The organism is Bradyrhizobium sp. McL0616, from assembly GCF_049993385.1.
Taxonomy (GTDB): Bacteria; Pseudomonadota; Alphaproteobacteria; order Rhizobiales; family Xanthobacteraceae; genus Bradyrhizobium.
Genome location: NZ_CP188255.1, coordinates 3,692,684 through 3,716,676 on the forward strand (window position 1 = coordinate 3,692,684; position 23,993 = coordinate 3,716,676).

At 64.1% G+C, this 23,993-nt stretch carries 23 protein-coding genes, 1 tRNA gene and 1 pseudogene; 17 read left to right on the forward strand and 8 right to left on the reverse strand.

The window, feature by feature from the left end:
• Positions 1-182: 182 nt before the first annotated feature.
• On the reverse strand, positions 183-1,193 hold the full coding sequence (locus ACPPVR_RS17770; protein WP_426615459.1) for an alpha/beta fold hydrolase: 1,011 nt from the start codon (positions 1,191-1,193) through the stop codon (positions 183-185).
• Positions 1,194-1,322: 129 nt separating this feature from the next.
• Positions 1,323-2,021, reverse strand: coding sequence for a metalloregulator ArsR/SmtB family transcription factor (locus tag ACPPVR_RS17775; protein WP_426615460.1), 699 nt, complete (start codon positions 2,019-2,021; stop codon positions 1,323-1,325).
• Positions 2,022-2,169: 148 nt separating this feature from the next.
• Between ACPPVR_RS17775 and ACPPVR_RS17780 the strand changes: the two genes are divergently transcribed.
• Genes ACPPVR_RS17780 through ACPPVR_RS17790 form a run of 3 tightly spaced genes read left to right on the forward strand, consistent with a single transcriptional unit; the run spans position 2,170 to position 3,712 of the window.
• Positions 2,170-2,478, forward strand: a complete 309-nt coding sequence (locus tag ACPPVR_RS17780) for an NIPSNAP family protein (protein ID WP_426615461.1) — start codon at positions 2,170-2,172, stop codon at positions 2,476-2,478.
• A 22-nt stretch (positions 2,479-2,500) separates the two neighbouring features.
• Positions 2,501-2,851, forward strand: a complete 351-nt coding sequence (locus tag ACPPVR_RS17785) for an antibiotic biosynthesis monooxygenase family protein (RefSeq protein ID WP_426615462.1) — start codon at positions 2,501-2,503, stop codon at positions 2,849-2,851.
• A 51-nt stretch (positions 2,852-2,902) separates the two neighbouring features.
• Entirely contained in the window at positions 2,903-3,712 is an 810-nt protein-coding gene (locus tag ACPPVR_RS17790; protein WP_426615463.1) for an isocitrate lyase/PEP mutase family protein, read from the forward strand.
• Between the two features lie 116 nt (positions 3,713-3,828).
• Here the strand turns inward: ACPPVR_RS17790 and ACPPVR_RS17795 are convergent, their stop codons facing one another.
• Positions 3,829-4,209, reverse strand: a complete 381-nt coding sequence (locus tag ACPPVR_RS17795; protein ID WP_426615464.1) for a hypothetical protein — start codon at positions 4,207-4,209, stop codon at positions 3,829-3,831.
• 165 nt (positions 4,210-4,374) lie between these two features.
• On the opposite strand from ACPPVR_RS17795, the gene ACPPVR_RS17800 reads away from it, so the two are divergent.
• A complete protein-coding gene (locus tag ACPPVR_RS17800; RefSeq protein ID WP_426615465.1) occupies positions 4,375-5,025 on the forward strand; it encodes a trimeric intracellular cation channel family protein in 651 nt (216 codons plus the stop codon).
• Here the strand turns inward: ACPPVR_RS17800 and ACPPVR_RS17805 are convergent, their stop codons facing one another.
• The gene (locus tag ACPPVR_RS17805; protein WP_426615466.1) at positions 5,026-6,237 is read right to left on the reverse strand and encodes a c-type cytochrome; all 1,212 of its coding nucleotides are present in this window, start codon (positions 6,235-6,237) and stop codon (positions 5,026-5,028) included. It lies immediately after the preceding gene.
• A gap of 281 nt (positions 6,238-6,518) precedes the next feature.
• On the opposite strand from ACPPVR_RS17805, the gene ACPPVR_RS17810 reads away from it, so the two are divergent.
• Entirely contained in the window at positions 6,519-10,010 is a 3,492-nt protein-coding gene (locus ACPPVR_RS17810; protein WP_426615467.1) for an indolepyruvate ferredoxin oxidoreductase family protein, read from the forward strand.
• Positions 10,011-10,121: 111 nt separating this feature from the next.
• On the opposite strand, the gene ACPPVR_RS17815 is transcribed toward ACPPVR_RS17810, so the two are convergent.
• Positions 10,122-11,000, reverse strand: coding sequence for a radical SAM protein (locus tag ACPPVR_RS17815; protein WP_426615468.1), 879 nt, complete (start codon positions 10,998-11,000; stop codon positions 10,122-10,124).
• 384 nt (positions 11,001-11,384) lie between these two features.
• Between ACPPVR_RS17815 and ACPPVR_RS17820 the strand changes: the two genes are divergently transcribed.
• The 8 genes and pseudogenes from ACPPVR_RS17820 to ACPPVR_RS17855 all read left to right on the forward strand — a co-directional run bounded on the left by ACPPVR_RS17820 (position 11,385) and on the right by ACPPVR_RS17855 (position 20,529).
• Positions 11,385-12,542: a thiolase domain-containing protein gene (locus tag ACPPVR_RS17820; RefSeq protein ID WP_426615469.1), complete on the forward strand. Its 1,158-nt coding sequence runs from the start codon at positions 11,385-11,387 to the stop codon at positions 12,540-12,542.
• The gene (locus ACPPVR_RS17825; RefSeq protein WP_426615470.1) at positions 12,542-12,931 is read left to right on the forward strand and encodes a Zn-ribbon domain-containing OB-fold protein; all 390 of its coding nucleotides are present in this window, start codon (positions 12,542-12,544) and stop codon (positions 12,929-12,931) included. Before ACPPVR_RS17820 ends, ACPPVR_RS17825 begins: the two co-directional genes overlap by 1 nt.
• 197 nt (positions 12,932-13,128) lie before the next feature.
• Complete coding sequence (locus ACPPVR_RS17830; protein WP_426615471.1) at positions 13,129-13,989, forward strand: MaoC/PaaZ C-terminal domain-containing protein; 861 nt, start codon at positions 13,129-13,131, stop codon at positions 13,987-13,989.
• Between the two features lie 81 nt (positions 13,990-14,070).
• A complete protein-coding gene (locus ACPPVR_RS17835; protein WP_426615472.1) occupies positions 14,071-14,949 on the forward strand; it encodes an SDR family oxidoreductase in 879 nt (292 codons plus the stop codon).
• Between the two features lie 23 nt (positions 14,950-14,972).
• Positions 14,973-15,926 (forward strand): dihydrodipicolinate synthase family protein, encoded by a 954-nt coding sequence (locus ACPPVR_RS17840; RefSeq protein ID WP_426615473.1) that lies wholly within the window; start codon positions 14,973-14,975, stop codon positions 15,924-15,926.
• Positions 15,927-15,930: 4 nt separating this feature from the next.
• A complete protein-coding gene (locus tag ACPPVR_RS17845; RefSeq protein ID WP_426615474.1) occupies positions 15,931-16,725 on the forward strand; it encodes an NUDIX hydrolase in 795 nt (264 codons plus the stop codon).
• A 78-nt stretch (positions 16,726-16,803) separates the two neighbouring features.
• A pseudogene (locus tag ACPPVR_RS17850) lies at positions 16,804-17,717 on the forward strand (DMT family transporter).
• 124 nt (positions 17,718-17,841) lie between these two features.
• On the forward strand, positions 17,842-20,529 hold the full coding sequence (locus ACPPVR_RS17855; protein ID WP_426615475.1) for a PAS domain S-box protein: 2,688 nt from the start codon (positions 17,842-17,844) through the stop codon (positions 20,527-20,529).
• Positions 20,530-20,536: 7 nt separating this feature from the next.
• Here ACPPVR_RS17855 and ACPPVR_RS17860 read toward each other — a convergent pair whose 3' ends face one another.
• Positions 20,537-20,887 (reverse strand): GrlR family regulatory protein, encoded by a 351-nt coding sequence (locus ACPPVR_RS17860; RefSeq protein ID WP_426615476.1) that lies wholly within the window; start codon positions 20,885-20,887, stop codon positions 20,537-20,539.
• 260 nt (positions 20,888-21,147) lie between these two features.
• Here ACPPVR_RS17860 and ACPPVR_RS17865 point away from each other — a divergent pair, with 260 nt between their 5' ends.
• Positions 21,148-21,645 carry a hypothetical protein gene (locus ACPPVR_RS17865; RefSeq protein ID WP_426615477.1) on the forward strand — a complete coding sequence of 166 codons (498 nt, stop codon included), beginning with the start codon at positions 21,148-21,150 and terminating at the stop codon, positions 21,643-21,645.
• Between the two features lie 51 nt (positions 21,646-21,696).
• Here the strand turns inward: ACPPVR_RS17865 and ACPPVR_RS17870 are convergent, their stop codons facing one another.
• Complete coding sequence (locus tag ACPPVR_RS17870; protein WP_426615478.1) at positions 21,697-22,083, reverse strand: VOC family protein; 387 nt, start codon at positions 22,081-22,083, stop codon at positions 21,697-21,699.
• A 229-nt stretch (positions 22,084-22,312) separates the two neighbouring features.
• Between ACPPVR_RS17870 and ACPPVR_RS17875 the strand changes: the two genes are divergently transcribed.
• The 3 genes from ACPPVR_RS17875 (at position 22,313) to ACPPVR_RS17885 (ending at position 23,765) form a co-directional block, all read left to right on the forward strand.
• Positions 22,313-22,864, forward strand: a complete 552-nt coding sequence (locus ACPPVR_RS17875; RefSeq protein WP_426615479.1) for a hypothetical protein — start codon at positions 22,313-22,315, stop codon at positions 22,862-22,864.
• A gap of 160 nt (positions 22,865-23,024) precedes the next feature.
• On the forward strand, positions 23,025-23,537 hold the full coding sequence (locus tag ACPPVR_RS17880) for a hypothetical protein (protein WP_426615480.1): 513 nt from the start codon (positions 23,025-23,027) through the stop codon (positions 23,535-23,537).
• A 151-nt stretch (positions 23,538-23,688) separates the two neighbouring features.
• Positions 23,689-23,765 (forward strand) — tRNA-Arg (locus ACPPVR_RS17885).
• 48 nt (positions 23,766-23,813) lie between these two features.
• Here ACPPVR_RS17885 and ACPPVR_RS17890 read toward each other — a convergent pair.
• Positions 23,814-23,966, reverse strand: a complete 153-nt coding sequence (locus ACPPVR_RS17890; RefSeq protein ID WP_426615481.1) for a hypothetical protein — start codon at positions 23,964-23,966, stop codon at positions 23,814-23,816.
• Between the last annotated feature and the right edge of the window lie 27 nt (positions 23,967-23,993).

Consider the following 23,993-nt stretch of genomic DNA (forward strand, 5'->3'; position numbering starts at 1 on the left):
TTTAAGGGCAGATTGTTGGGGGACTGGCGATTCGCGGCGCACAATGAATCAAAAGACGCGATTCGACACGTTAAATTTGGTGGAGACGCGTGCCGACACGTCGCGATCCAAACCTGCCAACCATGACCTGAATGCGGCATGAACGCCGCATACATCCTGCTTCAGGCGACAAGTCAGCGGCGCTAGCGGCCAAGGAAGCCGAGCAGCAGCTCCTTGTACTTCTCCGGCGCCTCCAGGAAGACGAGATGCCCGGTGTCGGGGATCACCTCCGCCCGCGCATTCGGCATCTTCGCGGCGAAAGCTTTCGCAAGCTCGGCGTTCTGCCCCATCTTCGCCCGCAGCGCCTCCGGCGCATTCGGTCGGCCGGGTGCGTTGTGGTCGTCGGCGCCCATGATGAACAGCGTCTGCTCGGTGATCAGTGCGACTTCATGTGCGACCGGCTCGCGGTAGATCATCTGGCCGGAGCTGACGTAAGCGCGCAGCCAGCGCGGATAGTCCGGGCTGCCCTTGATGTTGAAGCGGGCGTCGATGAACGGCGTGATCTGATCCGGCGGCAGCTTGATCGAATAATTGGTCTGCAGCTGCTTGCGGTAGCCGTCGGCGGTGAGCTTGTCCTCGGCCTCGATGATCTTCTCGGTTGGCGTCGGTGGCACGTAGAGGCGATAGTCCTCGAGCCCGATGGGTGCGGTCAACACCAAGTGCGCGACGCGGTCCGGATAGGCGCGCGCGATGCGCACGCCCAGCATGCCGCCGAGCGAATGCGCGACGATCTCTGCCTTGTCGATCTTGAGATGGTCGAGCAGCGCGATGGTGTTGCGCGCCAGCGTGTCGAAATGCAATTCGCCCGCCGGCTTGGAGGATTTGCCGAAGCCGATCTGGTCCGGCACCACGACGCGAAAGCCAGCCTCGCTCAGCATCTTGATGACGGGCGCCCAATAGCTCGACGGAAAATTGCGCCCGTGCAGCAGCACCACGGTGCGGCCATTCGGCTGCGCGGGCGCCACGTCCATATAGGCCATGCTGAGCTGCTCGCCATCGTTGACGACCGGCAATAGCTGCACGGGATAGGGATAGGCAAAGCCTTCGAGCGCGATGCCATAGGGCTCGCGCGGCACGGTGTCGGCGGCGTGTGCGAAAGTGAGCGGAGAGGCGAGGAGGGCGGCGGCGAGAGTGGCCGAGAGGATGCGGTTCATGGAAGTCTCTTGCCTGGCAACGATGTTCCGGGTTCGCGCTGCGCGCCCGGAATAACGGTGGCAGTAAACGCGTGGATGGCCGGGTCAAGCCCGGCCGTGACGCGCGGTGTCGTTCACACGCAGTTGTGTTTAGTCGTGTCCGTCACCAAACAGCGCAGCAAACTGCTTCTCGCCGGTGCGGGTGAAATTCACCACGCGGCTGCCGGGGGTGGCGTCGCGCGCGGCCCATTTCAGCTCGGCAAAACGCTGCATCATGGCGGCGCCCAAGGTGCCGGCGAGGTGGTGGCGCCGCTCGCTCCAGTCGAGGCAGGCCTTGCAGACCGGGCGGCGCGGATGGGTGAGCATCTCGGGCGAAATCTGCAAATGTTTCGCAAGGAAGCGCTCGCCCTCCGGCGTCAGCTCGATCTCCTGCTTCTTCTGCTTGACCAGGCGCCGCTCGCGCAAGGAGTCCAGCATCTGCACGCCGAAATCGCCGGCGAGATGGTCGTAGCAGATCCGCGCGCGCCGCAGCGCCGGATCTTTCGGCCCGGTACGCACGCGCATGTGGCCGGTGCGCGCGGCAAGGCCGGCAAGTCCCTCGAGCACGCCGGCGACGTCGTCGTCGGTGAGGCGGAAGTAGCGGTGCCGGCCCTGCTTCTCCGGCTCGACCAGCCCGCCGGCCTCCAGCTTTGAAAGATGCGAGCTCGCGGTTTGCGGCGTGATGCCGGCCTCCTGCGCCAGTTCGCTCGCGGTCAGCGCGCGGCCGTTCATCAGCGCCGTGAGCATGTTGGCGCGGGCGGGGTCGCCGACCAGTGCGGCGATCATGGCGATGTCGGGTCCTGATTTCATGCTTCGATGGTAGCCGAAGCATTGCGGTCGGGCAAGCGCGTAGCATGCTGCCACAAACACGTCATTGCGAGCGAAGCGAAGCAATCCGGTGCTTCAGCGGCGACGGTGTCGCTTGGCTTGTCGCACCGAGAGAAACCAGGAGCCCACCATGTCCATCACCGTATTCATCCGCTACCAGCTCGATCCCTTCAAGCGCGCCCAGTTCGAGGACTATTCAAAGCGCTGGCTGACCATCATCCCGAAATGCGGCGGCGACCTGATCGGCTATTTCATGCCGCATGAGGGCACCAACAACATCGCGTTCGCACTGATCACCTTCGAGAGTCTCGCGGCCTACGAGGCCTATCGCGCGCGGCTGCGCCAGGATTCGGACGGCATGGCGAATTTCCATTTTGCCGAGGACAACAAATTCATCCTCGCCGAGGAGCGCACGTTCCTGCGCAAGGTGGTATTGTAGGCATCAACTCAAGGAGACGCCCATGATCGCCGTGATCTTCGAGGTCTGGCCCAAGCCGGAACACCGTCAGAACTACTTCGACCTCGCGGCCGATCTGAAGCCGATCCTGCAAACCATCGACGGCTTCATCTCGGTCGAGCGATTTGAAAGCCTGACCGAGAAGGGCAAGGTTTTGTCGCTGTCATTCTGGCGCGATGAGGCGGCCGTGCAAGCCTGGCGCAACACGATGGAGCACCGGCGCACCCAGGCCAAGGGCCGGGCAAACATCTTTGCCGACTATCACCTGCGCATCGCCAGCGTCGTCCGTGACTACGGCATGAATGATCGCGAGCAGGCGCCGAAAGACAGCCGCGCCGTGCACGACGCGCACTAGCGTGTTTGACAACGCGTGCCTATGTTCGCGCGGCCAACAAGGGAGAGAAACATGCACGTGACAACCGCCGACAAGCGCGCGAACTTCAAGAAGATGCACGAGAGCGGCTGCTTCATCCTGCCCAATCCGGTCGACATCGGCAGTGCCAAGGCATTGCAGCATCTCGGCTTCAAGGCGCTTGCGTCATCGAGCGCCGGCTTTGCCTGGACCATCGGCAAGGCCGACAACCGTGTCACGGTCGATGACGTCTGTCAGCATCTGGCAGCATTGAGCTCCGCCGTCGACATCCCCGTCAATGCGGATTTCGAGGGCGGCTTTGCGGTCGAGCCGGACAAGGTTGCGGACAATGTCGAGCGCTGTGTGCGCACCGGCGTCGCCGGCCTGTCGATCGAGGATTCCACCGGTGACAAGGACAGACCAATCTACGATCGCGCGCTCGCGGTCGAGCGTATCAACGCGTCGCGCAAGGCGATCGGTGACAGCAATACGATGCTGGTCGGTCGTTGCGAGGCATTTTTGTGGGGCGTGACCGACCTCAAGCTTGTCATCGACCGGCTCACCGCCTACGCGGACGCCGGGGCCGATTGCCTCTACGCGCCGGGCTTGAAGACGCGCGAGGACATCGCCGCGGTCGTGAAGGCGGTGCATCCAAAGCCGTTCAATCTCCTGATCGGTGGCTCCGGCCTGTCGCTGCAGGAGGCCGAAGATCTCGGCGTGCGCCGGATCAGCGTCGGCGGCTCGCTCGCCCGCGCCGCCTGGGGCGGCTTCATGCGTGCCGCGAAGGAAATGTCGGAGAAGGGGACGTTCGCTGAGCTTGGCAGCGGCTATCCCGGCGGCGAGCTCAACAAGATGTTCAGCTAGCGCATGATCCGGAAAAGTGTGCAGCGGTTTTCCGGAAAGATCATGCGCAAACGATAAGCCAAACGAAGAGCGGCGGGACTTTTCGTCCCGCCGCTCTCGCGCGTCTTTGCGAACTGTTACTTCGCGCCGTCAGACGGAGCCACGGCCGGCTTGCTCGGCGCCGCACCCGTGGTCACGCCCGGCTCGGCGTTATTGCGCGGCGTCACGTCACGCATGCCGGGAGGTGCGGCCGGATTGGCCGGCGCGGTCTGTGCAGTCTGCGTCGCCGGCGCGGTGCTCGCCTGGTTCCCGGTGCTGCTGTTGTTCAAGCCGTAGAATACGGCGCCCAGCACCAGGGCGACGGCCACCGCGAACATGGCGACCTTGCCGCTGGAGGCGGGGCCTTCGCCAAGTTCGGGATCGGCCTGAAGATTGGCGTCCTGGCGCGCCGCGTGAAGGTACTCATCGTCGGCGAGGTTCGGGCGATACGGATCGTTGGGAAAACGGTCGTCAGCCATCATGAGGTCTCCTCGTTTATCGCGGCGGGACAACCCGTGGATGCGAGATTCTGTTCCGCTTCCCTTATGCTTTCGTCGCATGTTGCCCCCGCGCCGGGAATCGGGAACCTGTTCGTCGGGGAACCGCGGACGTAAGTTTCCCACCAGAAACGAGGGAACAAGAAAATGTGGAGCCTGCCGCCGAGCGATAGCGTGCTGCATCTTCTGGCCCTGGTCGCCTTGACGGCGCAGGGCATGACGGCGGCGCTGGCCGCCGGCCGGCGCAGCATGGATTACCTCGGCGTCTGCTTTCTCGCCTGCGTCACCGCGCTCGGCGGCGGCACGCTGCGCGACCTGTTCCTCGGTCACTATCCGCTGGTCTGGGTCGCGAACCCGATCTACCTCGTCTTGCCGGGCGCCTCGGCGCTGCTGACGATCCTGTTCGCGCGCCTCGTGCACCGGCTTCGACTAGCCTTCATCGTGCTCGATGCCATCGGCCTGGTCGTCTTCACCATGACCGGCTGCGACGTCGCCTGGCAGATGGATGCCTCGCTGCCGATCGTCATTGTCTCCGGCATGGTGACGGGCTGCGCTGGCGGCGTGTTGCGCGACGTGCTCTGCAACGACGTGCCGCTGCTGTTCCGCTCCGAGCTCTATGCCAGCGTCTCGGTGGTGACGGGCCTGTTCTACGCCACCGCCTTCGGCCTCAATCTCAACGCTGAGCTCTGGACCATTTTGACCTTCATCCTCGGCATCAGCTTCCGCCTGCTCGCCGTGCGCTACAAATGGGAGATGCCGAAGTTCGTGTTCACGGGAGACGATGAGCGGAAGCCTTAGCTACGGCTCCTGCTTGCGCGCCTTCGCCACCTGCGCCGGCGTCACCAGCGGCGCGGCGTTGCCCCAGGAATTGCGGATGTAGTTGGTCACGGCCGCGATCTGCTCGTCGGACAATTGCTTGGCATAGGCCGGCATCTCGCCGGTGTTGGGCGCGCGCGGCGTCGTCACGGTGTGTGCACCATCGAGGATGACACGCAGGGTGGAGGACGGGTTGATCGATTGCAGCAGTGCGTTCGCCGGCAACGGCGGATAGATGCGCGGCGCGCCGGAGCCGTCGGCTTCATGGCAGGCAATGCAGAGTTTTGCGTAGACCGCCTGGCCGGCCTGCATCTCGGCATCATCCGGCGGCGTCACCTTCGGCTCGCGCCGCACCGGCGGCAGGTCTTTCAGATACACCGCCATGGCGCGTACATCTGCATCGCTCATCTTCGACGTCGAATTGACGATCACCTCGGCCATCGGCCCGCCGGCATTGCTCTTGGCATTGCGGCCGCTTTGCAGATACTCGGCAATGTCCGATGCGCTCCATGACTGCAGCCCGGTCCGCGTAGCGCCATCGAGGCGCGGCGCGAACCAGCCGCCGATATCTCCGCCGGACAACGCCTGCGCCGTCTTGTCCGCGCCAAAATAATTCTTCGGCGTATGGCACGCGCCGCAATGGCCGAGCCCGGTGACGAGATAGCCGCCTCTGTTCCACGCCGCGCTCTTGCCCTGGTCCGGCTCGAACAGGCCGGGCTTGAAGAACAGATAGTTCCAGGCCCGCATCAGGCCGCGATAATTGAGTGGCCAGCGCAGCTCCGGCGGCTTGTTGCGGCTCACGACGGGCGCAAGCGTGCCGAGATAGGCCCGGATGGCAAGGGTGTCGTCCTTGGTCATCCGGGTGAAATAAGGGTAGGGGAACGCCGGATAATACAGCGAGCCGTCCGGCGCGGTGCCATAGCGTACGGCACGGGTGAAATCGGCATCCGTCCAGGCGCCGATCCCGGTATCGCGGTCCGGCGTCAGGTTCGGCGCATAGATCGCGCCGAACGGCGTGTCGATGCGCTTGCCCCCCGCGAAGGGTTTTGCGGAATCAGCGGTATGGCAGCCCGCGCAGTCGCCGGCCTCGACCAGCGTCTTGCCATAGGCGATCAGCTCGGGTGACGGCTCGGCGGCCATGGCGGCTGTCGCGACCGCACTGCACAAGAGCGCAACAGCCAGAATCGTTCGCATCGAAAGCCTTCTCCTGCGACCAATCGCCGATAGCCGGATCATAGCGGCGTCACGTCGTTTCGCGACAGCGGGGTATGGTGACACAAATTGAAAATCGCCAATGCCTTTCGAGCCACGAAATTGCGTTTTTTTCCCGTCGCGGCGTAAGGGCCAGATTTGTGATGCGGAGCGTTAAATATCCGACATAGAGTGGCAGGGATGGTCGGCGCGCCCTAGCTAAAAACAACGGGCAGGCAACGGCTTAAGCAGCCAAGCGCTCAAAAGGGCGGAAGAGGACAACAATGGGTATCAACCAGGGTCCGATCAGTCTCGATCAGAAATACACCCAGGACACCGGACACGTCTTCACCACGGGCATCCAGGCCCTGGTCCGCCTGCCCATGGCCCAGATCCGGCGCGACCGTGCCAACGGCCTCAACACCGCAGGCTTCATCTCCGGCTATCGCGGCTCGCCGCTCGGCGGCTACGACCAGCAGCTGTTCGCGGCGCGAAAGCATCTCGAGCAGTACAACATCAAGTTCCAGCCCGGCGTGAACGAGGATCTGGCGGCGACCGCCGTCTGGGGTTCGCAGCAGCTCAACCTCTCGCCCGGCGCCAAGTACGACGGCGTGGTCGGCATCTGGTACGGCAAGGGCCCCGGCGTCGACCGCTGCGGCGACGTGTTCCGCCATGGCAATGCCGCAGGCTCGGCCAAGAACGGCGGCGTGCTGTGCCTGGCCGGTGACGACCACGGCGCAAAATCCTCCACCGTGCCGCATCAGTCGGACCACGCCTTCATCTCGGCGCTGATGCCTTATCTCTACCCCTCCAGCGTCCACGAGATGATCGAGATGGGCCTGCTCGGCATCGCGATGTCGCGCTACTCGGGCTGCTGGGTCGGCATGAAGGTGATCACGGAGACGGTGGAGACTACCGCCGAGATTGACCTCACCGACGAGATGACGCCGTTCGTAATCCCCACCGATTTCGAGATGCCCGAGGGTGGCCTCAATCTGCGCTGGCCCGACGACCGCTTTGCCCAGGACCGCCGCCTGCAGGACTACAAAGGCTTTGCCGCGATCGCTTTCGCGCGCGCCAACAAGGTCAACCGCATCACCATGGATTCGCCGAGCGCCCGCTACGGCATCATGGCGTCCGGCAAGAGCTACGAGGACATCCGGCAGGCGTTGCGCGAGCTCGGCATCACACCCGAGGTCGCCGCCAAGATCGGACTTCGGCTGTACAAGATCGGCATGCCGTGGCCTCTGGAGCCGGAAGGCGTCAGGCAATTCGCTGTAGGCCTCGAGGAAATCTTCATCATCGAAGAGCGCCGCGAGATCGTCGAGAATCAAGTGAAGCAGGAGCTGTTCAACTGGCGCGACGATGTCCGTCCCCGCATCATCGGCAAGATGGACGATCACGACAAGCGCTTCCTTCCCTTTGCCGAAGAACTCAGCGTCGCCTCACTGGCCAGTTCGCTGACCGAGCGCCTGCTTCGACTTGATCTCAATCCCGAAATTGCAACCATGCTGCGCGCCAAGGCCGACTGGTTCAACGGTCGCCAGGCCTCGCAGATGCAGGCGACCGCGCCTGTCGCCCGCACCCCGTATTTCTGCTCCGGCTGCCCGCACAATACCTCGACCAAGGTGCCCGAAGGCAGCCGCGCCTTTGCCGGCATCGGCTGTCACTTCATGGCGCTGTGGATGGATCGCTCCACCGAGACCTTCACCCATATGGGCGGCGAGGGCGTGCCGTGGGTCGGCGTTGCCCCCTTTACCAAGGAAGAGCACGTGTTCGCCAATCTCGGCGATGGCACGTATTTCCACTCCGGCAGCCTTGCGATCCGCCAGGCGATCGCCTCCGGCGCCAACATCACCTACAAGATCCTCTATAACGACGCGACCGCAATGACCGGCGGCCAGCATGTCGACGGCGAATTGTCGCCGCAGCAGATCACCTTCCAGCTCCACAGCGAAGGCATCCGCGAGATCTATCTCGTTTCGGAAAATCCAGAGGCCTATCCGGCGAACGAGATCGCGCCCGGCGTCAAGACCGCACATCGCGACGAACTCGACACGGTCCAGAAAACGCTGCGCAAGGTCAAGGGCGCGTCCGCAATCGTGTTCGTCCAGACCTGTGCCGCTGAAAAACGCCGCCGCCGCAAGCGCGGCACGCTGGAGGATCCGGCGCGCCGTGTGCTCATCAACCCGGCGGTTTGCGAAGGCTGCGGCGATTGCTCGGTGCAATCGAACTGCATTTCGGTCGAGCCGCTGGAGACGGAGATGGGGCGCAAGCGCGCCATCAACCAGTCGACCTGCAACAAGGACTATTCCTGCGTCAAGGGCTTTTGCCCGTCCTTCGTCACCGTCGATGGCGGCAAGCTGCGCAAGCGCGCGCCGGCCGAACTCACTGAGATCGGCGCATTGCCTGAGCCGGCCTCGCGCCCGACTCTGGACAAACCGTACAACATCGCGGTCGGCGGCGTCGGCGGCACCGGCGTGCTGACGATCGGCGCGCTGCTGGGTATGGCCGCTCATATCGAAGGCAAGGCCTCGATGATCCTCGATATGTCCGGTCTGGCTCAGAAGGGCGGGGCGGTGCTCAGTCACGTTCGCCTGTCGGATCATCCGGCCGAAGTGACCTGCTCGCGCATCGTCACCGGCACGGCCGATGTCGTGCTCGCCGCCGACGAGGTGGTCGCGGTCGCCAAGGACACGATCTCGCTCTGCGATACGACCCGCACCCGCGGCATCATCAACAGCCACGTCATCCCCACCGCCGATTTCGTCCTCAACCGCGATTTCAACTTCCAGACCCGCAAGCTGAACGGGTTGCTGGAAACGGCCCTGCACAAGGACTCGGTGTTCTTCGATTTCACCACGCCGGCCGAGCAGCTGCTCGGCGACTCCATTGCCACCAACATGATGATGATGGGCTACGCCTATCAGAAGGGGCTACTGCCCTTGTCGGCGGAGTCGATCGAGCAGGCGATCGAGGTCAATGGCGTCTCGATCAAGATGAACAAGGAAGCCTTCCGCCTCGGCCGCCTCGCGGTCGCCGATCCCCAGCGCCTTGCCGATATGCTGAAGGGAACGGACGAAGTGGTTGCGCCGAAGACGCTGGACGCAATGACGCTGGATGAGGTCATCGCGCATCGCGCCAGGCATCTCACCGCCTACCAGAACGGCCGGTTGGCAAAACGCTATCGCAAGCTGGTCGACCAGGTCAGCGATGCCGCCAAGCAGGGCGGATATGACGAAGCGCTGACGCGTGCGGTGGCGATCAATTACGCAAAGCTGCTCGCCTACAAGGACGAATACGAGGTCGCCCGGCTCTACACCGACGGCGCCTTCGAAAAACAGCTCCGCGACCAGTTCGAGGGCGACTTCAAGTTCAACTTCAACCTCGCCCCACCCATCCTCAGCAGCGGCGTCGACGCGCTGGGCCGTCCGAAGAAGCGCGCCTTCGGTCCGTGGATGCTGAAGGCGTTCCGCGTGCTGGCAAAGTTCAAGGTCCTGCGCGGCACGCCGCTGGACATCTTCGGCCGCAACGCCGACCGCAAGCTCGAGCGCGATTTGATCGTGGGCTACGAGAAGGACGTCGCCACCGTGCTCGGCCTGTTGTCGCCGCTCACGATCGACACCGCGGTGGAACTGCTGTCGCTGCCCGATCGCATCCGCGGCTACGGTCCCGTGAAGGAGAAGGCGGTCGCGGACGCAAAAGCCCGCTACGCGCAACTCGCCGCTGATTTGGCGAACCCGCCGCCCGCGCCGCGACAGATCGCGGCGGAGTAGGGACTTTCCCAGGGTGGGCAAAGGCGCGAAGCGCCATGCCCACCATCTCTCGGGTTTTGCGGAAGAAGAGCTGGGCACGCTTCGCTTTGCCCACCCTACGGCACTGCGGTACTAAGGCGAAATAGCCGACTCGCTCCCTGGTGCCTGGCTCCGCAATGGATTTGGCAGCGAGAAGCGGCGAACCTCTGCGGAGCACATCGCGCAGGCCTGCTCGTCCTCTCGCTGCAAGAACGCATCAAGCTCGCCGTCGGTACATGTCGGCGGCAGCGGCTTGTACTGCAGATATGGATCCCATTTCGGCGACAGATCGTATTTCGTCTTCTGCAGGTTAAGGTAGGCGAGCGGCGGACATTTCCAGAGCTGCCCGTCATGTAGCTGCTTGCAGTATTTGGCAGGGCAGATCTCCCAGCTTTGCCGCGACCGGCCGTCTTCGAACGGCAGCATGTCGGCACCGGAGCCGAGGTAGCGGCGTGTCCAGCCCTGATCGGATTGCCTGGTCTCGACGATCGTGCCGTGATCGCGCTGCCATCCCGCCAGGAGATCGAAGGCGGGGCGCAGCCGCTCGAGATATGATGGATCGTTGTGATGCACCGATAGTGCGAGGCTGGCATTGCCGTCCGCCTCCAGCGCCACTGGAAGTGCGGGGTGCCGGTGCAGGAAAAACCCGTTGGTGATGATGCGAATATGCGCAGCCGGCCAATATTTCCGGGCCAGCACGACAAATTCGGAGAGCCGGGGGTTCATTGTCGGCTCGCCCCCGAGCAGGTTCAACTCGTCCAGAGTGATGCGCTCGCTCCACGGACGGATCCAGCTTTCCGCCTGGGCCAGATCCAGGATGCCTTTATGCGCGTGATTAGAGTAGTGGGAGCAGCTCTCACAAGCGAGATTGCAGGCATGGGCGACGTGCAGTTCGATGAAGGACACGTGCCGGGGTGTTGGTTCCGGTTCTGGCCTGCGCAGGCGCCGATACAGGTCGGTGAGAATTCTCATTGGCGTCCTATAGCAGACGGCGGTGGTCACACCACGCGCCGCGCCCATCGCATCACCAGGATTGGACCAGAACAGGTAAGCACGCTTCCGCCTTCGCTCTTCGAGTGACGGCGGACATGTCGCTTTGCCCGCCTACAATTTCCTCTTTGAAATCAACCACCGTTCTACTGTGCATGGGGTTGTTTTCGATGAATTTGGTTGTTCTGGTAAAGCGAATTTTCTTGTGTCGTCGGGCAAAACACCTTTACGGTTTTGCCCAGACTTCAGCTGCACTTGCGCCAACCCGCTGCCCTCTCGCCCGACGGAATATTTCCGCGCTTGCCAAGCAGGCCACCGCGGTTCAGAAAAACGAAGCAAGAAGAAACGCCAGCGGAGACCTCTGTTTTGACCATCAAGGGCAAGGCCTACATTGCCGGGATCTACGAACATCCGACCCGGCATGCGCCGGACAAATCCACCGCCCAGCTCCATGCCGAGGTCGCCAAGGGCGCGATTGAGGATGCCGGGCTCAGCAAGGACGATGTCGACGGCTATTTCTGCGCCGGCGACGCGCCCGGCGGCGCCTGGCCGATGGTCGATTATCTCGGCCTGAACACCAAAAAGCTCCGCCACGTCGATTCCACCGAGACCGGCGGCTGTTCCTACATCATACATCTCGGCCATGCCGCCGAAGCGATTGCCGCGGGCAAGTGCTCGATCGCGCTGATCACGCTCGCCGGCAAGCCGCGCACCGGTGCGATGCCGCCCCGCGCGGCCGGTGCCGAGGCCGATTTCGAGTCCGCTTACGGCGCGACCACGCACAATGCCTATGGCATGTGTGCCATGCGCCACATGCACGACTATGGCACAACCAGCGAGCAGCTTGCCTGGATCAAGGTCGCGGCCTCGCATCACGCGCAATACAATCCGCACGCGATGCTCAAGGACGTCGTCACCGTCGAGGACGTACTGAATTCGCCGATGATCTCCGATCCCCTGCATCGCATGGATTGCTGCGTCGTCTCCGACGGCGGCGGCGCGCTGATCGTGACGACGCCCGAGATCGCGAAGAGCCTGAAGAAGCCGCTGGTCAAGCTGATCGGCCATGGCGAGGCGATGAAGGGCCCGCGCGGCGGCAAGGATCTCGATCTGACATACTCCGCCGGCATCTGGTCCGGCCCGCGGGCGTTCGAGGAAGCCGGCATCACGCCGAAGGACATCAAATACGCCTCGATCTATGACAGCTTCACCATCACCGTGTTGATGCAGCTTGAGGACCTCGGCTTCTGCAAGAAAGGCGAGGGCGGCAAGTTCGTCGCCGACGGCAATCTGATCTCGGGCGTCGGCAAGCTGCCGTTCAACACCGACGGCGGCGGTCTGTGCAGCAACCATCCCGTCAACCGCGGCGGCATGACCAAGATCCTCGAGGCTGTGCGGCAGCTGCGCGGCGAGGCGCATCCGAAGGTGCAGGTCAAGAATTGCGATCTCGCGATCGCCCACGGCACCGGCGGCCTTTTGGGCGTTCGCCACGCCGCCTCGACGGCCATTCTGGAGCGCGTGTGATGAGTGAAGTGAAGAAATATCCAGCGCCAGTAACGAACCCCGAGACCGCGGCGTTCTGGGACGCTGCCAAGCAGGGCAAGTTCCTGATCAAGCGCTGCACGGCGTGCGGCGAAGCGCACTACTTCCCGCGCGCGATCTGCCCGTTCTGCTACTCGGACAAGACGGTGTGGGAGGAGAGTTCGGGCGAGGCCACGATCTACACCTGGAGCCTGATGCGGAAGTCGCCGACGGGTCCTTACGCGATCGGCTACGTCACGCTGAAGGAGGGGCCTTCGCTTCAGACCAATTTCGTCGACTGCGATCTGACGACGCTGAAGATCGGCCAGAAGGTGAAGGTGGTGTTCAAGCCGACCGACGGCGCGCCGCTGCCGTTCTTCACGCCGGTCTGACTTCTTCCCTTCTCCCCTTGTGGGAGAAGGTGGCGCGAAGCGCCGGATGAGGGGTATTGCTCCACGGACAGAGACTTCGATGCGGAGCCAACCCCTCACCCAAACGCGTATGTGACCGGCACCTCTTAGCCCTCTCCCACAAGGGGAGAGGGCGCATCAATGAGCGCCGGCGAAATTCCGGGGAGGAAACCACAAACATGTCCGCCAGATACGAAGAACTCAAAAGCCTGAAGAACATCGGCCAGAACTACGCCTACACCGATCGCGAAGTCATGCTCTACGCCTACGGCATCGGGCTCGGTGCCGATCCCATGGACGAGAACGAGCTCGCCTTCGTCAACGAAGGCACACTGACGCCGCGGCCGCTCAAGGTGGTGCCGACGTTTGCCTCCGTCGCGGCATGGGGCGCCGGTCCCGGCGAGATGAATCTCAACCGCGTCATGGTGGTCGATGGCGAGCGCGACATCACCTTTCATCAGCCGCTGCCGGTGGCCGCGCACATCACCGCCGACTCCTCCGTTGTCGAGATCTACGACAAGGGCAAGGACAAGGGCGTGGTGATCAGCCACCAGACCGTACTGAAGAACGAGAAGGGCGAGAAGCTTGCTACGCTGGTCGCCTCGCGCTTCGCCCGCGGCGACGGCGGCTTTGGCGGACCGAACCTGACCCAGCCGGATCCGCACAAGATCCCCTCGCGCGTGCCCGACAAGACCATCGACATCGTCACGCGCCCCGATCAAGCGCTGGTCTATCGGCTTTGCGGCGATCGCAATCCATTGCATTCGGATCCCGAGTTCGCCAAGAAGGCCGGCTTCCCGCGACCGATCCTGCACGGCATGTGCACCTACGGCATCACCTGCCGCGGCGTGCTCCAGACCTTTGCCGACTACGATGCGAGCGCGTTCCGCCAGCACGTCGCGCGGTTCTCCTCGCCGGTCTATCCCGGCGAGACCGTGACCATGGACCTCTGGAAGGACGGCAGCGTGATCTCGTTCGAAGCGAAGGTGAAGTCGCGCGGCATCACCGTGATCAAGAACGGCAAGACGGTGCTGGGTTAGGCCGGCACCTGCGGTGCACTCCCTCGCCCCGTTCTGACGGGGAGAGGCGAAGAGAAGAAAAACAAACAGGGAGAAGCCACCATGGGACTACTCGACGGCAAGGTCGCGCTGATCACCGGTGCGGGCGGGGGGCTCGGTGAGGCCTACGCAAAGCTGTTCGCGCGGGAAGGGGCATCCATCGTCGTCAACGACCTTGGCGGACCCCGCGACGGCTCCGGCGCCGACAAATCGATGGCGCAGCAAGTCGTGGACGCGATCAAGGCCGAGGGCGGCAAGGCGGTCGCCAACGGTGCCGACATTTCCAGCATGGAGGGCGGTCAGTCGCTGTTCGACGATGCCATCAAGCACTTTGGCCGCGCTGACATCCTCGTCAACAATGCCGGCATTCTGCGTGACCAGACCTTCTCCAAGGCCTCCGAGGCCGACTGGGACAAGGTCATCAAGGTGCATCTGAAGGGTACCTTTTGTTGCACCATGCCGGTGTTTCGCTGGATGCGGGAAAATGGCGGCGGCGTCATCGTCAACACGTCCTCGACCTCCGGCCTGATCGGCAATTTCGGCCAGACCAATTACGGCGCGGCCAAGGGCGGCATCTGGGGCCTGTCCAACGTGCTGGCGATCGAGGGCCGGAAGTACAACATCCGGATCTGGACGCTGGCCCCGGGCGCGCTGACCCGCATGACCGCAGACCTGCCCCGCTATAAGGAGAACCCCGGTGCGGCGCTGGGGCCGGACGGCATCGCGCCGGCCGTGCTATACATGGTCAGCGATTTGTCGGGCGACCAGACCGGCAAAGTGCTGGGCGTGTCCGGGCCCCGCGGCGTGCGCGAAATGCGGATGATGGAAATGGACGGCTGGAAACCGCCGCACACGGGCTGGAACGCCCGGGACATCGCCGATCATGCCAAGGAGATCTTCTTCTCCGACGAGCAGATCAAGATGGGCGCGCGGCGGTTTTAAGCTACAGAAAAAGAGAAAGATTGATGAAACTCACCGCCGACGCCAAGGGCACCTTCGCAATCGCGCCGACGCCGTTCCATGACGACGGCCGGATCGACGAGCGCTCGATTGACCGCCTGACCGATTTCTACGAGGAGGTCGGCTGCGACGGCGTCACGGTGCTCGGCATCCTCGGTGAAGCGCCGAAGCTCGATGCAGCCGAGGCCGAGCAGGTGGCTGTGCGCTTCGTCAAGCGTGCGAAGACAATGCAGGTGATCGTCGGCGTCTCCGCGCCCGGCTTTGCCACCATGCGCTCGCTGGCGCGGGCCTCGATGGATGCAGGTGCGGCCGGCGTGATGATCGCGCCGCCGCCCTCGCTTCGCACCGACGACCAGATCATCGGCTATTACAAGCAGGCGGCCGAAGCGATCGGCCCCGACGTGCCCTGGGTGCTCCAGGACTATCCGCTGACCTTGTCGGTGGTGTTCACGCCCGCCGTGATCCGCAAGATCGTCATGGACAATCCGAACTGCGTGATGCTCAAGCACGAGGACTGGCCGGGGCTGGAAAAGATCTCGACCCTGCGTGGTTTTCAGAAGGACGGCTCGCTGCGGCCGCTCTCGATCCTCTGCGGCAATGGCGGCCTGTTCCTCGACTTCGAGATGGAGCGCGGCGCCGACGGCGCCATGACCGGCTATGCCTTCCCCGAGTTGCTGATCGACGTCGTGAACCTCTCGAAGGCGGGCAAACGCGATGCCGCGCATGATTTGTTCGACGCGCATCTGCCGCTGATCCGCTACGAGCAGCAGCCGGGTGCAGGCCTTGCGGTGCGCAAATACGTGCTCCAGAAGCGCGGCATTATCGCTTCGAGCGCCCAGCGCAAACCCGGCGCGACCATCACCCCGGCCGCGAAGGCCGAAGTCGACTACCTGCTGTCGCGCGTGGCGAAGGTCGACAAGCGCGCCCATCTCCAGCCGCAATCCAGCGCAGCAGGTTAATTGCATGCCCGAGACCTCTGCATCACGCCCCGCGTCGACGATCCTCCTGCTGCGCGACGGCGCGAAGGAGGTCGAGGTCTTCATGATGGTCCGCCATCATCAGATCGAGTTCAATTCGGGCGCGCTGGTGTTTCCGGGCGGCAGCGTCGATGCCGGCGATAATGAGATTGTCGCCCGTTCCGATCTCTATTCGGGCGGCGCGGGGCTGAGTGAATCCGATCGCGGCTTCCGCATCGCCGCCATCCGCGAGACCTTTGAGGAAAGCGGCATCCTGCTGGCGCGGTCGAAGGGGGCGGGCACGCCGATCGATGCCAAGCGTGCGGGCGAGATCGCGGACAAGCATCGCGTCGCGCTTAACGAGCACAAGATCAGCTTCCTCAGCATCCTGGCCGATAACAACCTCCAGCTAGCGCTCGACACGCTCGTGCCGTACGCGCACTGGATCACGCCGGAGGGCATGCCGAAGCGTTTCGACACCTGGTTCTTCCTTGCCGCAGCACCACCCGATCAGCTCGGCGCCCATGATGGGCGGGAGTCCACCGATTCGATCTGGGTGTCGGCGCGCGAGGCGGTGGAGGGCGGGGAGAGTGGTCGCTTCAAGCTGCCGTTCCCGACCACGCGCAACCTGATCCGGCTTGCCAAGCAGGGCAGCGTGACAGCCGCGCTCGACCATGCACGCGGCATGTCCATCGTCACCGTGATGCCGGTGATGACCAAGACCGAAACCGGTCGCCAGCTCCGCATTCCCCGCGAGGCCGGCTATGACGGCGAGGTGTTCGAGGTCGGCGCGGTCGGCTAGCACACTTCGACACGCGACGAACTATTGCGCCCATGGCCGCGCTATGTTCCGTCCACTGAAAGCTGGACGGGACGTGCCATGGACAATCGGCAGGACACCAACATCGCGTTTGAGCTGGCGCTGCTGGTCGCGCTCGCGACGCTGTGGGGCGCTCCTACACCTTCATCAAGCTCGGCGTCGCCACCATCCCGCCAATCACGCTGATCGCGGCGCGCACCACCATTGCCGGCCTGCTGCTACTCGTCGTCATGCGCCTGCGCGGCGTCAGGATGCCGACCGACGCCGCGACCTGGCAGCGCTTCGCCTTCCAGGCCGTGCTCAACAGCGTGATCCCCTGGACGCTGATCGCCTGGGGCGAGCGCCATGTCGATGCCGCGCTCGCCACCATCCTCAACTCGGCCGGGCCGATCTTCACCTTTCTGCTCACGGCGGTCGTCACCCGCCACGAGGCGACGACGCCGCGCAAGCTGGTCGGCGTGGTCGCCGGCATGGCCGGCATCCTGCTGATCGTCGGCGTCGATGCCTTCCATGACATCGGCAGCGGCCTCGTCGCGGAAGCCGCTATCGTCGCCGCCACCATCTGCTACGCCTGCGCGGCGATCTTCGGCCGCAGCTTTAAAGGCCTCGACCCGATGGCGCCGGCCGCCGGCTCGCTGCTGGCGGGCGCCGCGGTCCCGGTCCCGGCCTCACTCGCGTTCGAGCAGCCCTGGACGCTGTCGCCCTCGCTGAGCTCCGTGCTGGCGCTGCTGGCTCTGGCCGTGTTCTCGACTGCTGCGGCCTTCGCGATCTATTTCCGCCTGATCCAGACGCTCGGCTCGGTCGGCACCACCGCACAGGCCTATCTCCGCGTGCCGATCGGGGTTGCCATCAGCGTCGCCTTCCTCGGCGAGAGCCTGAGCCAGAGCGCCTGGATTGGGCTCGCCTGCGTCGTCATCGGCGTTGCCGCCATGACGATCCCGACCCGGCGCCCGGCGGGCGTCAAAACGTCATAAATCCGGGAGTGGGCGGTCCGAAAACCGCGATATTAAGGATATTCCGCGGCCCGAGGCATGTTCCCCCGGGGCCGCAATACGTCGTATATTGGGTGCCCAACAGCCCGGTCCTTAAAACACGCCAATGTCAGCCGAAGTGACGCCGACCCCTGAGAAAAAGCGAACCTTTTCGCTCTCCATCGGCCAGCTCACGTTCGGCAGCTTCCTGCTGGTGCTGGCGGTGATCATCGTCACCTCGACCGCGAGCGTGATCGCGATCCGGCACATTGACACGACCTTCGCCGAGCTGCAGCGGCTCCAGAGCGTCGGCGACCTCGCCGAGGACATCGACCGCCGCATGAACGAGCTGCGGCTCGCCGCGCGCGACTTCGTTACCGATCCCGGCGCGGGCATCCAGTTCAAGCAAGTGGGCGAGGCGGCCTCGACGCTGAGCGATATCCTAAAGAAGACCCGCATCGAGCTCGTGCCCGAGCAGCAGGACATGATCGACGGGGTCACCGAGCGGCTTGCGACCTATCGCAGCGGCCTGGAGCGGATCTCCACTCTGATCGACAGGCGCGCCCAGTTGCTCGCCGGGCTGCCGCCGCTGCGCGACCAGTTCGACGCGGCCGTCGCTGGTGCTGCGGACCGCGACCTTGCGGCCCGCCTGTCGGAAGCGCAGAGCCGGATCGCGCTCGGGCTGCTCGCCCGCAATCCGTCCGCCGCCGAGCAGGCCGCGCAGAGCATGCGGACGATGGACATCGCCGATACCACGCTGAAGTCCGCGGTGAACAACTACGCCGACGCCATCATTGCCGTGGCCGTCCGCGAGCGGCAGATCGCCGATATCGATCGCGAGGTGCTGGGCACCGAGGGCCGGCTGATCGGGCGCGTCACCGAATTGCTGCGCGAGGTCAGTGCGCGGCGCGGCCACGTGCTGTCGCGCGACTTCGCCCGCACGCTGACAGAAGCGCGATGGCAGAGCATCGTGTTCGGCACGATCGGCGTGCTGATCGGCATGGTCGCGGCCGCCTTCGTGGTGCGGCGGACGGTGCGACCGCTGGCAAAGATAGCAAGGTCGATCCGCGCGCTCGCCGCCGGCGAGAAGGATACCTCGATCCCGTCCGCCGACCTCGACAACGAGATCGGCGACATCGCACGTGCAGCCGAAGTGTTCCGCCGCGCGCTGGAAGAGGCCGACACGGCGCGCGAGGCGGCGGTGCGCGCGCTCACCGAGCAGCGTCTGGCCGAAGAAAGCTATCGCAAGCTGTTCGAGGGCTCGGTCGACGGCATCTACGTGACCACGCCGTCCGGCGATCTCCTCAACGCCAATCCAGCGCTGGCGCGAATGATGGGCTATGACAGCCCGCAACAACTGATCGACAGCGTCAACGACATCGCCCACACCATTTACGTCCAACCCGAGGCACGCGACGAATATCAGCGGCTGATGCACCGCGACGGCATAGTGCGCGAGTTCGAGTATCAGGTGCGCCAGCGCAGCGGCAACATCCTCTGGCTCTCCGACAGCGCGACCGGCGTGCGCGACGAGCAGGGCAGGATCGTCCGCTACGAGGGCACGCTGCGCGACATCACCGACCAGAAGCGGGCGGAAGACGCCATCGCCGAAGGCCGGCGCCTGCTTCAGCAGGTCATCGACACCGTGCCCGCGGTCATCAACGTCAAGAACCGCGACCTGCGCTACGTGTTGATGAACCGCTACATGGCCGGCATCTTCGGCATCGAGCCGGGCGACGCGCTCGGCCGCACCACTGCCGACTTGATGTCACGCTATGGCGCGGCCAAGACCGACGAGAACGACAAGCGCGTGATCAGTTTCCGCAAGGGGCTCGGCTTCTACGAGGAGGAGTACAAGGACTCCTCCGGCAACATGCGGCAGTGGCTCGTCAACAAGCTGCCGCTGCTTGATGCAGAGGGCGAGATCGAGCGGATCGTCACCGTCGCGCTCGACATCGGCGAGCGCAAGCGCGGCGAGCAGGAAATGCGGAAAGCCAAAGACGCCGCCGAGACCGCGCTGCGCAATCTGCGCGAGACCCAGGCCTCGCTGATCGAAGCGGAGAAGCTCGCGGCACTCGGCCGCCTGGTCGCCGGCGTCGCGCACGAGGTCAACAATCCCGTCGGAATCAGCCTCACGGTTGCCTCCGCGCTGGAGCGCAAGACCGCGATCTTCAGCGCCGAGGTCGAGCGCGGCGAGCTTCGTCGGTCCACGCTCAACGACTATCTCAGCACCAGCCGCGACGCGTCTTCGCAGCTCGTCTCCAATCTCAACCGCGCCGCTGAGCTGATCCAATCGTTCAAGCAGGTCGCGGCCGACCGCAACTATTCGGACCAGCGCACCTTCGACCTCGCCGACCTCACCGAGCAGGTGGTGATGAGCCTGCGGCCGGGCCTGCGCAAGCAGAACCTGACGCTCAATGTCGAGTGCCAGCCCAGTCTGACGATGAACAGTTATCCTGGTCCGTATGGCCAGGTGCTGACGAATTTGTTCCTCAACGCAGTGGCACACGCCTTCCCGGACGGCCGGCCGGGCATCATCGACATCCAGGTGCGCGAGTCCGGCAAGGACAATGTCGAGGTCATCGTCGCCGACAATGGCTGCGGCATGAGCCTCGACGTGCGCCGCCGCGCCTTCGATCCGTTCTTCACGACGCGGCGCGACCAGGGTGGCACCGGCCTCGGGCTGCACATTGTTTACAGCATCGTCACCAACCGGCTCGGGGGGCGGCTCGATCTCGACTCCGAGCCAAACGGCGGCACGCGCATTCAGATGATCTTGCCGCGCACGGCACCGCTCGAGCAGGCGGCGGAATAGCTCGCGCTCAGTCGGCTTCTGCGAGCTTGTGCAGGGTGGCGCCGAAGATCTGACTGGCCTTGCCGACGAGAGCGGTGCCAGTCATATCACCGCGCGTATCGGTGAAGGTGCCGGTGAGGCCGATGCCGACTGCCGCAGGACCGCCGAACAGGGGATTGTCGTCGCCCCGCGGGGAGGTGTGCCGCTGCACCAGCACTTCGCCCTTGAAAGTGCTGTCCTTCACCGTGTAGCTGCCGGTGTAATAGAGATAGGCGTCGCCGCCAAGAATCTTGCCGTCGCGGAACAGAATCACGCCGCTGCCCTTGCCCACTCGACCGTCGAGCAGGGTCACGTGAATCGAATAGAGGCCGTTCTTCATAACGTCCCGTCTGCCGGCCGCCATCGCCCAACGGCGTAACCGGTGAAGCTTTTATGCCAAAGCGCAATCCCTCGCGCAACGCGGCAGTTTGCCGGCGCGCAAGCCTGTCCCGTCACCCGAACCGTAATTGTCCCGGCTTGTCTGTGACGCAGATATGACGGTCTAATCATGTTGCGAGGCCAGACGTTGCGAATCAGAGTTGGCCCGCGAAATGCATAACCATTGTTGCACTAGCCGCGGGGTGCTGGAGCAAGACAAACGTGACCAACTGGATCGATTCCGGCGGCCATGAGCCGCGCCCGTACAGTGCGCGTTCCTCGAATTGCAAAGCAGAACAACGGCGAATTGGCCGCGCGACACGCAGGCGAAGCGTGGCGAGGCTCGGCAGCGCCTTGCTCCTGATCGCGCTCGCCGCCCCCTTCGGGCACGCGCGCGACCGCGGCCAGTTCGTCAACACCAGTGCCGAATTGAAGGCCTGGTTCGACGGCTTGCGCAGCGGCAAGGGGCCATGCTGCTCCGATGCCGACGGCTCGGCGATCTCGGACTCCGATTGGGAGAGCAAGGACGGGCACTATCGCGTCCGCGTCCCGCGCCTTGGCTATGTGCTGGATGGCCAGCAGCAGGAGCTTGTCTGGGTCGACGTGCCCGAGGAGGCCGTGATCTCTGAGCCGAACCGGGTCGGACGGACCATGGTGTGGCCGATCTACGGCTACATGGGCGTCGCGATCCGCTGCTTTATGCCCGGTAGCATGACCTGACCGGGCGATCTCTCACCCGGTCTCGCCGAGGCTCGATGTGGCCGTGCCGCCTCAGGTGTATTTCTTGTCGCGCTCGAGCAGCTCGATGGAAATGCCTTCGGGACCGCGGATGAAGCAGATGCGGACGCCGGGCCGAAGCGTGGTCGGCTCGCGCGTGAACACGACCCCCTTGGCCTTGATCTCGGCCGCGACGGCATCGATGTCCTTCACCGTGAGCCCGAAATGGTCGAGGCCCTGATGGGGGTGCGGAGGCGGCGGGTTGACGGCATTGTCGCCCTCCAGCGGCGCGATGAAGATCTTTGCGCCGCCCAGATTCACGTCGATCCGCCCAGGCGCGCGCACGATCTCGCCGCCGAGGATGTCTCGCAGCCAGGCTGCGGTTGCTTCTGGATCGGGGCTGCGCAGATGGACATGATCCCAGGTGACGGCGACTGGCATTTCAATTCCTTCCGACGAGTCTTCGCGATGTTGCAGCGCATGTTAGCGATCCCGGCCGAGGACCGCCACCGTGCCTCTTAACCGCGATTCGCGTGGCTGCGGGAACCATAGTTGGTTCCGCGGATTGAGAATGCACGTGAACAGTAGACCTGTCCTGGAAAGGGCGCATCGTGCTCACTAGGATGGGGCATGCCGGGAGGTGCCCGGCCCGGTATTCGGTGATGCACCCATGAACGCAGGGTTTGGCCGGATCGGAATGGGAAGCTTCGTCAAGAGCGGCGAGGACCTGTCACGGTCCGGGTCAGCACCACGCATCTGGCTCAAGCGAGCGCTGCTGGGGCTGCTCGCGGTGATCATCATCGGCTTCACCGTCTGGATGCTGATGCCACCCTCCGAAGGTAATGTCGCGCAATCCGAACCGGTGAAATTGCAGCTGGCAACCGTCGGTCCGACGCCGACCGCCCCAGAAGTTCCCACAGCAGAGGCCGCCGGGCTCGACCGGCTCAAAATCTCGTCGCAGACTTGGCGCCGCGGCGGGCTCGGCTCGAAGGCGCTCGTGACCTTCACCGTGCGAAATGACAACGACTATGCCGTAAAGGACGTCGAGATCGTCTGCGCGTTCACGCGGCGCGACGGCAGCCATCTGACCGACCGCAGCCGCGTGCTGGCCGACAGCGTCAGCATGAAGAGCCGCAAGACCTTTGCACGCATTCCTGTCGGCTTCGTCAATGTGAATGCCGATCAGGCGATATGTTCGCTGGTGACGGCGCGGCGTGCGTAAAGAGCCGCGTGTCTCACTAGCGAAAAAGTTACCGTTATTGCCCCTTGGTCAAAAAACTTGGCGTTGCCATTTGAACCAATGGGCAGGGCGCAGGAACCAATTGAAGGATCGCCTGTTAAGGCGAAGTGCCCACGCGGGGTGCGGGGGGCGGAGCGTGCCAATGCCCATCTTTCGCTATTTCATGTTCGTCGGCGGCGCGCTGCTCGTGCTGTTGTTCGCGGCCAATTTCGTTTGGCCGGCGTCGCCGGTTACTGAGGTCGTTGCGACCGCAGGCTACGACCAGCCGCTGATCCGGATCAGGTCCGACCGCCATCTGCCTGATCGTGTCGTGCTCGACACCAGCCAGCCGACGGTCGTCGCGCCCGAGGTGAGGACCGCTGCTGTCGCGGCGCCACAGCCGCCGGCGCAGGCGGACGTGCTGGCCGAGATGTCGGCGAAGGCGCGGGTCCGTGAGACCTTCGCCCAGTTCACGCCGAAAGGCGATGCCGCCTCCGTCAAGAAGGCCGACGCCAAGCCGCAAGCTCAGGCCCAGATTGCTCAGACCCAAGGTCCGCAGGCTCCGGCTCAGCCCAAGCGCAAGATCGCCAGGACGCATCCGGCGCCGCAGCGCGGCCAGCCAATGATGCTGGTGGCTCAGCAGCCGCATTTCGGTCTGTTCAACACGACCTGGTAAGAACGCCTCCGACCCGCCTCAATAGGGCGGGGAGGGCTTTTTATTGTCCCGCCTCTCTGCTAATTCGAACGCATCCGAACGCCTCCCGGTGCGCTGGCTTGCCAGCAACGACCCGGCGCGTCTCGGTTGTGGCCCAATACCCCGGGTCAGGGCGCTCGTAGCTCAGCTGGATAGAGCATCGGATTTCGATTCCGAGGGTCGGGAGTTCGAATCTCTCCGAGCGCGCCACTTTTCGGTCTCAGAACCTTAAGACTTGGCCGACGCACAGCGGGCGGTCTATTTGCCCTGAATCTTGAGTCCGTTGGGACCAACATTGATCTGCACGCCATCAGGCTGCTTCTTCGCCTGGTAGAGATTGTAGCCGAGCACCCCCGCCGTAACGATCAAAGCTCCAATAATCAGAAAAAGTAAGTTGCGGCTGATGGACATTCGTTTCCCTTGAACCAAGCGTGTCGA